This is a genomic window from Pseudomonas sp. UF-293, assembly GCF_058245595.1.
On the sequence record NZ_JBSICA010000037.1, the window covers coordinates 36335 to 48876 of the forward strand.

11 protein-coding genes and 1 pseudogene are annotated in these 12542 nt (G+C 59.8%); 6 read left to right on the forward strand and 6 right to left on the reverse strand.

Features of this window, described 5'->3' with window-relative positions:
- The first annotated feature begins 229 nt into the window (after nucleotides 1-229).
- A complete protein-coding gene (locus tag AC4IHP_RS25120; RefSeq protein WP_490833001.1) occupies nucleotides 230-967 on the forward strand; it encodes a tellurite resistance TerB family protein in 738 nt (245 codons plus the stop codon).
- 92 nt (nucleotides 968-1059) lie between these two features.
- Here AC4IHP_RS25120 and AC4IHP_RS25125 read toward each other — a convergent pair whose 3' ends face one another.
- The gene (locus AC4IHP_RS25125) at nucleotides 1060-1518 is read right to left on the reverse strand and encodes an REP-associated tyrosine transposase (protein ID WP_490833002.1); all 459 of its coding nucleotides are present in this window, start codon (nucleotides 1516-1518) and stop codon (nucleotides 1060-1062) included.
- 194 nt (nucleotides 1519-1712) lie between these two features.
- Here AC4IHP_RS25125 and ligD point away from each other — a divergent pair, with 194 nt between their 5' ends.
- Entirely contained in the window at nucleotides 1713-4334 is a 2622-nt protein-coding gene (gene ligD / locus AC4IHP_RS25130) for a DNA ligase D (protein ID WP_490833003.1), read from the forward strand.
- On the opposite strand, the gene AC4IHP_RS25135 is transcribed toward ligD, so the two are convergent.
- The 3 genes from AC4IHP_RS25135 to sodC form a co-directional block, all read right to left on the reverse strand.
- On the reverse strand, nucleotides 4335-4736 hold the full coding sequence (locus tag AC4IHP_RS25135) for a hypothetical protein (protein ID WP_490833004.1): 402 nt from the start codon (nucleotides 4734-4736) through the stop codon (nucleotides 4335-4337).
- Between the two features lie 80 nt (nucleotides 4737-4816).
- On the reverse strand, nucleotides 4817-5131 hold the full coding sequence (locus AC4IHP_RS25140; protein ID WP_039762352.1) for a DUF2388 domain-containing protein: 315 nt from the start codon (nucleotides 5129-5131) through the stop codon (nucleotides 4817-4819).
- 125 nt (nucleotides 5132-5256) lie between these two features.
- Nucleotides 5257-5778: a superoxide dismutase [Cu-Zn] SodC gene (sodC, locus tag AC4IHP_RS25145; protein ID WP_490833005.1), complete on the reverse strand. Its 522-nt coding sequence runs from the start codon at nucleotides 5776-5778 to the stop codon at nucleotides 5257-5259.
- Between the two features lie 243 nt (nucleotides 5779-6021).
- On the opposite strand from sodC, the pseudogene AC4IHP_RS25150 reads away from it, so the two are divergent.
- Together AC4IHP_RS25150 and AC4IHP_RS25155 are read left to right on the forward strand one after the other, a co-directional pair.
- Nucleotides 6022-6777 (forward strand): annotated as a pseudogene (locus tag AC4IHP_RS25150) (MCP four helix bundle domain-containing protein); the annotation flags it as partial.
- A gap of 132 nt (nucleotides 6778-6909) precedes the next feature.
- On the forward strand, nucleotides 6910-7635 hold the full coding sequence (locus tag AC4IHP_RS25155; RefSeq protein ID WP_490833008.1) for a methyl-accepting chemotaxis protein: 726 nt from the start codon (nucleotides 6910-6912) through the stop codon (nucleotides 7633-7635).
- A gap of 159 nt (nucleotides 7636-7794) precedes the next feature.
- On the opposite strand, the gene AC4IHP_RS25160 is transcribed toward AC4IHP_RS25155, so the two are convergent.
- A complete protein-coding gene (locus AC4IHP_RS25160) occupies nucleotides 7795-8226 on the reverse strand; it encodes a nuclear transport factor 2 family protein (protein ID WP_252884405.1) in 432 nt (143 codons plus the stop codon).
- Between the two features lie 528 nt (nucleotides 8227-8754).
- Here AC4IHP_RS25160 and mqo point away from each other — a divergent pair.
- Nucleotides 8755-10401 (forward strand): malate dehydrogenase (quinone), encoded by a 1647-nt coding sequence (gene mqo / locus AC4IHP_RS25165; RefSeq protein WP_490833006.1) that lies wholly within the window; start codon nucleotides 8755-8757, stop codon nucleotides 10399-10401.
- A gap of 179 nt (nucleotides 10402-10580) precedes the next feature.
- On the opposite strand, the gene AC4IHP_RS25170 is transcribed toward mqo, so the two are convergent.
- The gene (locus tag AC4IHP_RS25170; protein ID WP_460118291.1) at nucleotides 10581-11009 is read right to left on the reverse strand and encodes a nuclear transport factor 2 family protein; all 429 of its coding nucleotides are present in this window, start codon (nucleotides 11007-11009) and stop codon (nucleotides 10581-10583) included.
- A 443-nt stretch (nucleotides 11010-11452) separates the two neighbouring features.
- On the opposite strand from AC4IHP_RS25170, the gene AC4IHP_RS25175 reads away from it, so the two are divergent.
- Nucleotides 11453-12262 (forward strand): OBAP family protein, encoded by an 810-nt coding sequence (locus tag AC4IHP_RS25175; protein ID WP_490833007.1) that lies wholly within the window; start codon nucleotides 11453-11455, stop codon nucleotides 12260-12262.
- Nucleotides 12263-12542 lie beyond the last annotated feature (280 nt).

A 12542-nucleotide genomic window follows, 5' to 3' on the forward strand; every position in this document is an offset into this window, starting at 1 on the left:
GGTATCGCCCATCGTCAGAAAGGGCGCCGGCAAACCGGGTCGGGTTGCAGCTATCGACCGGTTTGGCCGGGATAAGGTTCACCACCCTTGAATCTTAGCTGGCTGGCGGAAAATTTCTCGGGTGCGATTTCATCGGTGAGCCGGCGTCAGCCCAACGGTGCTGGCGCTATGGCTGCGTCGGTCTATCGTTGCCTGACGCAATCAGGTCGGGGCCTCGGAGGACAACGTCATGAACACCAGCGATTTGCTTGAACAACTGCTGCGAGGCCAGGCCTCGGCGGGACAACTGCGTGGCGCTTCGGCCGGTGACGGTCTGGGCGGATTGCTCGGTGGCCTGTTGGGCGGCGGCAGTCAGACCGGAGCGGGCGGCGCGGCTGCTTCGGGTGGCCTCGGCGGCCTGGGTGGTTTACTCGGTGGCCTGCTCGGCGGTGGCGGCTTGGGAAGCGCCCTCGGTGGCGGCCGCCGAAGCCGTACCGGCGGGACCAATTACGCCGCACTCGCGTCGCTGGGCATGATGGCCTACCAGGCGTATCAAGCCTGGCAACGCAGCCAGGCGAGCAAGGCGCCGCAGGAACTGCCACAAACCGCCGACCTGCTCGCCGGCCCGCAAATCGAAACTCACAGCCACGCGGTACTGCGCGCCCTGATCGCCGCCGCCAAGGCTGACGGGCGCATCGATGAAGCGGAAAAACACCTCATCAGCAGCGAAATCGGCAAACACACCGCCGACCCGCAATTGCAACAATGGCTCGACGCCGAAGTCGCCAAGCCGCTGGATCCCAGCGAAGTGGCCGAATCCGCGGGTGGCGATCCGGCCGTAGCCGCTGAAATGTATCTTGCCAGCGTCATGCTGGTAGATGACCAACAGAACGCCGAGCGCAGCTATCTCGATGAACTGGCCGCAGCCTTACAGATCGATCCGGATCTGCAAGTGCATCTGGAACAGCAGGCCAAAGGGCAAGCCTGAATCAACATCAAAAGATCGCAGCCTTCGGCAGCTCCTACCTTTGAAATACGGTGCAACCGTAGGAGCTGCCGAAGGCTGCGATCTTTTGATCTTCAGAGCCAAATGGCATCCCACAAAGGGTAGTCCCCAAGGCGTCTCACCAGACCGGCTCGCACGGGATTCTTGACGACATAGAGCGCAGCGGCTCTTAGGTCTTCATCTCGTCTCAGGGCACGATCGTAATACCCTCGCTGCCATAGTTGTCCTTGGCGACCATGTTTTCGATTGTATGCCTGGCAACTTCGGGATTTAACGCGACACATCAAATCTGCGAGCGAGCCCTCATTAAGCTCAACTAGCCAATGTAGATGGTCTGGCATTACGACCCACGCCAGTGAGGTGGCTAATCCCGCTTCACTGCACCGTCTCAACTCGTTGACCACCAATCTCCTATCATGCCAATTGGTAAAAACACGCTCTCGCAGGTTTACCACAGCGGTCAGCAAATAAATTCTCCCAATTTCAGAATGTAGGCCCGTTCTCAAACGACAGGCTTTTGCAGCAGCAGGCATTCCATTGCCTCCCTTTCATGATCCTGAAAAGACCTTAGCGTCTTCACTCTATTTAGCCAGTCCAGGCAATTACTGGATATGTCGCTACAAGCCCTGGCCATTCCATCCGTCCGGGGCTTTTTTACCTCGATTGAATTTTTCCGCCGCCGTGTCGCTCTTCTGCATAACAGAACCCGTCTGCCATCGGTGTGCTCATGAACAGGAACCTCGACGATTACAACCGCATGCGTGATTTTTCCGCGACGTCGGAACCGGCCGCAGTCAAGCGCTCGGGCCGTAAATCGGCCAAGGATCATGCGTTGCAGTTCTGTATCCAGAAGCACGACGCTTCGCACCTGCATTACGACTTTCGCCTCGAACTCGACGGCGCCCTAAAGAGTTGGGCGGTGCCGAAGGGGCCGTCGCTGGACCCGTCGGTCAAGCGTCTGGCGATTCATGTCGAGGATCATCCGCTCGATTACGCGACGTTCGAAGGCAGCATTCCCGAGGGGCATTACGGCGCCGGTGAGGTGATTGTCTGGGATCGCGGCGTGTGGATTCCGCTGGAGGATCCGCACAAGGCCTACGCCAAAGGTCGACTCAAGTTCGAGCTGCAGGGCGAGAAGCTCGGCGGCGTATGGAATCTTGTGCGCACGCACATGCCAGGCAAGAAGGAACAATGGTTTCTGATCAAGCATCAGGACAACGCCGCGCGTCCGCAGGATGACTTCGACGTACTCGTTGCCGAGCCCGACAGCGTGCTCAGCGAGCGCACGATTGTCGGCAAATCGACGGCTGCTGCCGATAAAGCCAAACCGGTGAAAAAGGCCCCGGCCAAGCCGCGCAAGCAGGCGTCCGGGCAGCTTACCGGCGCGCGCAAGGCCAAGCTCCCAGCGCAGATCAAGCCGGAACTGGCGACGCTGGTCGACAGCGCACCCGAAGGGCAGTGGAGTTACGAGATCAAGTTCGACGGCTACCGGATCATGGCGCGGATCGATCACGATGAGGTGCAGCTGTTCACCCGCAATGGCCATGACTGGACGCACAAGCTGCCGCAGCAGGCCAAGGCGCTGGCGGCGCTGGGTCTGGAATCGGCGTGGCTGGACGGCGAAATGGTCGTGGCCAACGAACAGGGCGTGCCGGATTTCCAGGCGTTGCAGAATGCCTTCGATGCCGGACGCAGCGGCAATATCGTCTATTACCTGTTCGACGTGCCGTATCTCAATGGCGTCGACCTTCGGGATGTACCGGTCGAAGAGCGTCGCGCCGCGTTGAGCACCATCCTCGGTGCGCAGAAAGAATCCTCAACGCTGCGCTTCTCCGAAGCCTTCGAAGAAACCCCGGACGCGCTGCTCAACAGCGCTTGCCAGATGCAGATGGAAGGCCTGATCGGCAAGCGTATCGGCTCGCCCTATGTGTCACGGCGCAGCGGCGACTGGATCAAGCTCAAGTGCAAGCATCGCCAGGAATTCGTCATCGTCGGCTACACCGATCCGAAAGGTGCGCGTAGTGCCTTCGGTGCATTGCTGCTCGGCCTGCACGATCGGGACAGCGGCGAGCTGCGCTATGCCGGCAAGGTCGGCACCGGGTTCAACGAGACCACATTGAAAAGCATCCTCGCCCAGCTCAAGCCGTTGCATACCAACAGTGCGGCGGTGGTCAATCCGCCCAGCGGTTTCGAGGCCAAAGGCGTGCATTGGCTCAAACCAAAATTGCTGGCGGAAGTGGCATTCGCCGAGATGACCAAGGATGGCTCGGTGCGCCACGCCGTGTTCCATGGTCTGCGCGACGACAAACCGGCCAAGGACATTACCGAGGAGCGAGCGAAGCCTGTGAAAGCTGCCAAGTCCGAAAAATCCGCGAAGAGCGAAAAACCCGCCACCACCGCGAAGAAACCGGCAAAAAAAGTCGCCGCCAGTAAGGCCGAAACCGCACCGTCGCAATCAGGACTGGCCGGCGGCAAGGTACGCATCACCCACCCCGATCGGGTGATCGACGCCGTCAGCGGCACGACCAAAATGCAACTGGCGCAGTACTACGCCAGCGTCGCCGAATACATCCTGCCGCAGCTCAAGGATCGGCCCGTGGCACTGGTGCGTGCGCCGGACGGCATCGCCGGCGAATTGTTCTTCCAGAAGAACGCCGACCGCTTGGCCATTCCCGGCATCACCGCCCTGGACAAGGACGTCACCGGCCAGCCGGTGATGATGATCAACAATCCCGAAGCGCTGGTGGGCGCGGTGCAGATGAGCACCGTCGAACTGCACACCTGGAATGCCACGAAGGTTGATCTGGACAAGCCCGATCGCTTTGTCCTCGACCTCGACCCGGACCCGGCGCTGCCGTGGAAAAGCATGGTGGAAGCCACCGCGCTGACCTTGACCGTGCTTGATGAGTTGGGCCTCAAAGCCTTTCTGAAAACCAGCGGCGGCAAGGGTATTCACCTGGTAGTGCCATTGACGCGCAAGCACGGCTGGGACGAAGTGAAAGACTTCAGCCACGCCATCGTCAGCCACATGGCCAAATTGCTGCCGGATCGTATTTCAGCGGTGTCCGGGCCGAAAAACCGCGTCGGGCGGATCTTCATCGATTACCTGCGCAACGGCCTCGGCGCCACCACTATTTGCGCCTACGCCGCGCGGGCGCGGGAAGGCATGCCGGTGTCCGTGCCGCTGTATCGAGAGGAGGTCGCTGAAATCAAGGGTGGTAATCACTGGAACATCTGCAACGTTCATGAACGTTTGACCGAAGTCGGCGACGAGCCTTGGGCGGACATGAAGAAAACCCGCCAGACCATCACCGCCGAGATGCGCAAACGCGTCGGCATGAAAAAGTGATCAGGTGTCGCGCAGCAAGTCGTGCGCGTTGAGCAGTTCGAAGGCGATTTGCGGGTGGTTTTCCAGGCCCTTGCGAATCGCCGCCGGAATTGCCGCGCGAGTCTTGCGACACAGGCCTGGCAGCTCGTCGATCTGGATGGCGATGCCGCGCATGGTGCGTACTTCATTGAAACCGGGGGCGACCTCGACGCGGATGCCCAGCTGTTCGTACATGCGCTGCTGCAGGCGTTTGAGGTCGTCGAGGTCTTTGAGTTGTTCCAGACGTGCCAGGAGGATTTTTTCCTCGGCGCGAGTCAGGCGCAGGATGCGCAGATCCGCGCCGGGCGTTTCCAGCAAAGGATCGCGCCCACAGATGCAGGCGCCGGGCGGGCAGGGTGAACGCAATGGCACAGTCGTCGTCATGGCCTCCATCATAGAGGCCGTCGGACGTTTTTGCCTATGCGCACTCAGCGGCCGTCCATCGGCCGCTGCTGCCCTTGTGACTACTGATGCACGCCTTCGTATTGCACCAGGATGGCATTGGCCAGGTCTTCATCGCTGGCGTTCAAGCCTGGGTTGGCCTGACGCACCTGTTGCAGTACCGACTCAAGATAAACCCCACGAATGGCCCCGCCGCTGGCGACAAACGCAGACACGTCGTCACGGGCCGGAATCACCATTTTGTCATCCTTGAAAGTCGAGTACAGCGACGCGGAGACACCGGCCGAAGTGGCGACATCACCCGCATCGACGCGGGCGAGTGCCGAACCGACCGGCAGGCAAAGCATAAGAGAAGAAATCAGGACTAACTTGCGCATGACGTGTTCCTCCACAAGCGCTCAGCAAAAAGGGAAGGGACTACATAACGTCAGAGGTGAACGGTGCGCCGGAGTTCCGTGAGCGGTGAAAACCCTTGAGTCAGCGTTTTCACCGCTCAGTCAGGTCAGATCACCCCGCACGCCATGCGATCGCCGCCACCGCCCAGTGGCTTGGGCATGTCGGAATGGTTATCGCCGCCGGCGTGAATCATCAGGGCGTGCCCCTTGATCTCGGACAGCTGCTTCAGGCGCGGAGCCAGCACCGGATAGTTGGCGACACCGTCAGCCGTCACATACACCGCCGGCAGATCGCCCAGATGCCCGTCGGCGTACGGGCCAAGGTGCTTGCCGGTTTTCGCCGGATCGAAGTGTCCGCCAGCGGCCAGTGCCGCGCCTTTTACTCCCTCCTTCATGCCCGCTTCGCAGCTGCCGTTTTCATGAACATGGAACCCGTGAATACCGGCCGGCAACGACTTCAAGTCCGGGGTGAACAGCAGACCGTACGGCGTCTCGCTGACAGTGACCGAGCCGATTGCCTGCGGCGCGCCGTCGGCGCTGACCAGGTTGATCGCGACTTTCTCCGTTGCCGCCTGTGCGGTGCCGATTGCCAGGGTGCCGAGCAGACCAAACCACAGTGCGCGTTTCATAAGCGTTTCCTTCAGCTGCATGAATGTTCGAAGCGCTGGATTGATAGCCTGCCGGGGTTAACCGGTGATGAAGGCGTTATCCAGCGGTGCTGCAAGGTGTGACTGGCCGCGCGATCCAAAAGTTTTGCCCGATTCAAGTCGCCGCTGACATCAGCCGATACGCTCTGTGTCGGCAGTTCCCTGCACATAGGCTTAACTGAAATCCGACAAGCGTAATCCAGCGTGCCCACGGGAGATTCCACGGTGTCGATCAAACTGCGTTTGGTGTTGCTGATTGCGACCAGCCTGCTGACGGCGCTGATCGTGAGCCTGGTCAGTTACGTCGGCAATCTGCGGATGGCCACGGCGGTCGGTGATAACACGGTGAGCATGAGCGCGCTGCGCAATCACATGGAAGCCGACATGATGCATGACGCCCTGCGCGCTGATGTCTATTCGGCAATGCTGGTGGGCCTGGGCAAAAGCACCGGCAGTGCGGCTGAGGTGCGCGATTCGCTCACCGAGCACGCCGGGCATTTTCGTGCAGTGCTGGATGACAACCTGAAGCTGCCGATCAACCCGGCGTTGCGCACGGCGCTCGAGCAGATCAAGCCGAGCCTCGACACCTACATCAAATCCGCCGAGCAAATCGTCGGCGTGGCGCTGGACAATCCGGATGCCGCCCAGCAACAGCTTGGCACGTTCAACACCGCGTTCAGCCAGCTCGAAGAACAGATGGCGGCGCTCAGCGAGTTGATCGAAAGCAACACCCGACAGACCAGCGTAGGCACCGAAGCAGCCATTCGCAATGCCAATCTGGCCCTTGGTGTGGTGCTGATCGCCAGTCTGTTGCTGCTGCTGATCCAGGGCCGCTGGGTGATGCGCAGCATCCTCGGGCCGCTGCAGTCCGCCAGCCGCATCGCCGAAAGCATTGCCCATGGCAATCTCAGCGAACCGATTGTCGAACCCGCCGGCAAAGATGAAGCCAGTGTGCTGATCCGCACGTTGGCGACCATGCAGCGTGATCTGCGCAACATGATCGACGTAGTGCGGCGCAACGCCCATGGTGTCAGCGGCATGAGCGAGCAGCTCAGCCACGGCTGCCATCAGGTCGCCGACAGCAGCCAGCAGCAGAGCATCGCGGCCGGAACCATGGCCGCTGCCGCCAGCCAGATGACCGCCAGTATCGAAGAAATCACCCGCCACGCCGAACGCGCCCTGAGCATGGCCAATCAGGCCGAAAACCTGGCCAAGGAGGGTGGCGGGGTGATCCACCAAGTAGTCAGCGACATGGATGACATCGCCCGTTCGGCGCAGCAGTCAGCGCAGGTGATCCGCACGCTGGATCAGGAATCCGAGGCGATCTTCAACATCATTCAAGTGATCAAGAGCATCGCCGACCAGACCAACCTGCTGGCACTCAACGCTGCGATCGAGGCAGCGCGGGCGGGTGAGCAGGGCCGTGGCTTTGCCGTGGTCGCTGATGAAGTGCGCAGTCTGGCTGCACGCACCAGCGCCTCGACCCAGGAAATCGCAGCGATGGTCGCGCGCATCCAGAACAGCACGCGCGAGGCGGTCAGCAGCATGGAGGCGGGCGTGGCGCAGGTCGACAAGGGGATGGCGGTGACGGCGGAAGTCGAGCGGGCGATTCGCGAGATCCTCGACGCCACGCTGAACACCACGCAACTGGTCAATGACATTACCCGCACGATTGGCGAGCAGAGCCAGGCCAGCAATGAAATCGCCCATCAGGTGGAAATGATTGCGGGAATGAGCGAGGGCAATAGCCGGGTGATCGGGCAGACCGCGACGACCACGGATGAATTGTCGAGTCTGGCGGGGCAATTGGCGCGGTCGGTGGATCGGTTTCGGTTGTGATGTTTAGGTAGACCAGCGGGTTTTCCATTGCCTGAGCCAGCGCTTTCGCGAGCGGGCTCGCTCCCACAAGGTTCGCCAGTGTCGAGTCCTTTGTGGGAGCGAGCCTGCTCGCGAAGAGGCCAGCGCTGACAGGATTGAATCAGGCCAATGTGCCCTTGATCAAAACCTGAACGCCTGCCGCCCCACCAACAACCACTTCCCACCCTGTTTCTGCCAGATCTGAAAATTCTCGATCTCGGTCGGAATCACCTCGGTCCCCTTCAACGCCTGCGCAGAAAAGTGGTGGCGCACCAGCGCGGTATCACCCGACATCGTGATGGTCTGCTTCTGCATTTCGAGGGTCTTGAATGCGCTGCGGCCGGTTTCGATGTCGGCGATGAACTCCTGCTTGTCCTGAATTTTGCCGCTGGAGTGGCCGTAGGTCAGGTTCGGCGCGGTAAGAGCGTTCAGTTCGGCGATGTCTTTGTGCAGCATCGCCTGGGTCAGGTGATCAACCGCTTGGGCAACTTCCTTTTCCGCTGGAGCAGGGGCGGCCATGGCACAGGCGCTGAAGGCGCAGAACAAGCCGATAAGAAGGCGAGACTTGGTCATGTTGTTTCCTTGTTTTTATTGGGTGGGATGACTGGCTTATTTCGTCAGTCATCGTACAACTTAGCAGGTTATTTTCTGCATAGACAACGAGCACTTGGCGCTGATTTAGCAAGTTGCGATGCGCATCGCGCAAAAAACTTTGCAGGCCAATGCCTGATCGCAGTCATGTTTGGTTGCCGATGGCCGATAAATCTCTGAGCGGAAAAAGACTTTCAAGTCGGGAACAGACGCGCGGGTTCGCCCTGACGTGATATTCTCCGCGCCAAATTTGCTTTGACTTAATTCGGTTGGCTGGCCTTTCGGGCGGGCCGACGGGATCCCTGTCGCTCAAGCAGCTGAAGCCAATAACGATAAGAAGTCAGTTCAGAAGGGACATTAACTGAGGTCGATGCCACATGTCGGCCTTGTGTGCCCACCCGTCAATATTGAAGTGTGCCGGATTGCGCGACGCCAGCCTGAGCGTCAACAAAGCGCAACGCAGACTGATAACAACGACGGGCGGAAGGCGTTTTATCATAGGTGCAACAGATGTTTAAGAAAGTGAACACAGCCTTGCTCGGTCTGGCTTTGGCGATGGGGATGTCGTCTGCCAATGCTGCCGAAGCCAAGAAAGTTGACGTCCTGCTGATCGGCGGCGGCATCATGAGCACCACCCTGGGTGTGTGGATCAATGAGCTGGAACCGACCTGGTCGATGGAAATGGTCGAGCGCCTCGATGGCGTCGCCCTGGAAAGCTCCAATGGCTGGAACAACGCCGGTACCGGTCACTCCGCCCTCGCCGAGCTGAACTACACCCCGGAAGATGACAAGGGCAACGTGACGATCCCGAAAGCCGTCGAGATCAACGAAGCGTTCCAGGTTTCCCGTCAGTTCTGGGCGTGGCAGGTTCAGCAGGGTGTGCTGAAGAACCCTCGCTCGTTCATCAACACTACACCGCACATGAGCTTCGTGTGGGGCGATGACAACATCAAGTTCCTGAAAAAGCGCTACGAAGCTTTGCAGGCGAGCCCGCTGTTCGCCGGTATGCAGTACTCCGAAGACCCGGCTGTGATCAAGAAGTGGGTACCGCTGATGATGGAAGGGCGTGACCCGAACCAGAAAATCGCGGCCACCTGGAGCCCGCTGGGTACGGACATGAACTTCGGCGAAATCACCCGCCAGTTCGCCGCTCACCTGCAGACCAAACCTAACTTCGATCTGAAGTTGTCGAGCGAAGTCGAAGACATCACCAAGAACGCCGATGGCACTTGGCGTGTGAGCTACAAAAACCTCAAAGACGGTACCAAGACCGAAACCGACGCCAAGTTCGTGTTCATCGGCGCTGGCGGCGGTGCTCTGCACCTGCTGCAAAAGTCGGGCATTCCTGAAGCCAAGGAATACGCAGGCTTCCCGGTTGGCGGCTCGTTCCTGGTGACCGAGAACCCGACGATTGCCGAGCAGCACCTGGCCAAGGCCTACGGTAAAGCTTCGGTTGGCGCGCCACCGATGTCCGTTCCGCACCTGGACACCCGAGTTCTGGATGGCAAGCGCGTCATTCTGTTTGGCCCGTTCGCGACCTTCAGCACCAAGTTCCTCAAGGAAGGTTCGTACTTCGACCTGCTGACCAGCACCACCACCCACAACATCTGGCCAATGACCAAGGTCGGCATCAAGGAATACCCGCTGGTCGAGTACCTTGCCGGTCAGTTGATGCTGTCGGATGAAGACCGTCTGAACGCGCTGAAGGAATACTTCCCGAATGCCAAAGCCGACGACTGGCGTCTGTGGCAAGCCGGCCAGCGCGTGCAAATCATCAAGCGTGATGAAGCCGCTGGCGGCGTGCTGAAACTGGGCACCGAGATCGTTGCTTCGCAAGACGGCTCCATCGCCGGCCTGCTGGGCGCATCGCCAGGCGCGTCGACCGCTGCACCGATCATGCTGAGCGTGCTGCAGAAAGTCTTCAAAGACAAGGTCGCAACCCCTGAGTGGCAGACCAAGCTGCACCAGATCGTGCCGAGCTACGGCACCCAGCTGAACAGCGATCCGGCCAAAGTGGCTGCAGAGTGGGCTTACACCGCGAAAATCCTCGAACTGCCGACGCCTCCAGCGATCGGTCAGGTAGCTGCTCCGGCGGCACCTGCGGCTGACAAAGCCGTAGCGCCGAAGGAAAACGCTGCACGTGACATGGCTCTGTAATTAGATCCCTGACACACAAAACCCACTGAACCGGCGACGGTCAGTGGGTTTTTTTATACGCCGGACCTGTAGGAGCTGACGAGTGCAACGAGGCTGCGATCTTTTGACTTTGACGTTTGAAGATCAAGATCAAAAGATCGCAGCCTCGTTGCACTCGTCAGCTCCTACATTCGGTAGGGTCAGGCTTTCGCGTTCGCCAGGTAGGCCCCCAGGCGCCGACCCATTTCTTCGCCCAATGCCTGCAACCCACTTAACGGCCGTACCATCACTTCAAACTCGACGATCTTGCCGTGCTCATCGAAGCGAATCATGTCGATGCCCTTGAGTTCCTTGCTGCCGACCCTGGCGCTGAATTCGAGAATCACATTCAGGCCATCCGCCGTCGCCAACTCGCGGTGATAGGCGAAATCTTCGAAGACTTCGAACACGGTGTTGAGGATCATCGCCACCACCGGCGCGCCGGGGTAGGGCGTGTGGGCCATGGGCGAGCGGAATACAGCTTGCGGATCGAGCAGTTCAGGCAGGTGTTTGAGGTTGCCACTGCGGATCATCTCGTGCCAGCGCTCAAGGGACGCGGCGACGTTGGGCTGCAAGGCGAGGTCGGGCATGGTCACTCCGGTTTTTATTGTTGTCGGTCGGCAATGACTGTAGATCAACCGCGCCGAAAGTGAATCCTCAAGTTTCAGGCTGAATACCGGTTCATGCCCGAAGCGGATCAGATGCGCATCTGATCCGTATTTTTCTGTTTCATCTGCCTCTGTATTCAGTACAGCCACAGGCTCAGAATGCCCCGGCAGTGCGGCCAATCACCCTCCGACCTCTCATCCCGAAGCGTCCGGTGCACCGCACACTGAGCATCAAGGAGCGCAACATGTACAAGATGGCGATTTTCCTCGGCGGTTTCCTGACCTTGACCATCCTGATCGGCGTGCTGGCGACGATCTCTCCAGTCTGATCCGCGCGCAGCTTTTTCGAACTCTGCCGTTCTCCCGCTTTCAGTTGCAGAACAGGGCCAGCACGCGCCCGTCACTGAAAGTTCGAGGAGTGAAACATGCGTACGACAACCTCGCAGGGACGTTGGGTTCCCGTTGGTTTGATGGTCGCCGCGTTGACCGGTTGCGCGATGAGCAACACCGATTCGCCGGTGCAGACACCGGGCCAGGCCAAAGCCTCCGACACAGAGATGCTCGAAGTCGGCGCGCAGTGGTTGCAGGACAAACCGCCGATCCGCGCATTGAACATGTACCTCGATGGCTTCCATTTTTACAACGGCCATCCCGGCGCGCAGATGGAAGCGCACCACTACTGCTCGGCGCTCAACGAGGAAGTCTTCCAGTGCGTGATCTACGACGGCAACACCGCTGAAGCCAAATTGATGGGCGTCGAATACATCATCAGCCAGCGCCTGTTTACGCAATTGCCGGTAAAGGAAAAGGCCTTGTGGCACAGCCACGCGCACGAGGTCACTTCTGGCCAGTTGGTCGCGCCGGGCATCCCGCAAGTGGCGGAAACCCGCTTGATGGAAAAACTCGCCAATACCTACGGCAAGACCTGGCACACCTGGCACACCGATCAGGACAAGCAACTGCCGCTGGGCGTGCCGCAGTTGATGATGGGCTTTACCGCTGACGGTCAGGCCGATGCGCAAATGGTCGGCCAGCGTGATCAGCGCCTGGGCATTGATAGCGCCGAAAAGAAAAAAGCCCGCGCCGAGATCAAACCGGCGCCGGTCGCACCGGGGGCTGACGCGTGGCAGAAGGGCAACGCCGTGCAGCTCAACGATCCGACCGGCCATCAACACGTCATGCCGCGTCCGGCCACCTCCGGCAATGAAAACGCCCGGAGCGGCGCTCAGCCTTAGCCGCGAGCGTTAACGCATGGAGCGGGCTTTCCGGTGTACTCAAATTCCCGCAATCCCACAAATCTCATGCGGGAGCGGGCTTGCCCGCGAAAGCAGAGTGTCAGCCCCAGATAATGTGCCTGACCCACCGCCTTCGTGAGCAAGCCCACTCCCACAGGACTTCCGGGTGTACTCAAATTCCCGCAATCCCACAAATCTCATGTGGGAGCGGGCTTGCCCGCGAAAGCAGAGTGTCAGCCCCAGATAATGTGCCTGACCCACCGCCTTCGTGAGCAAGCCC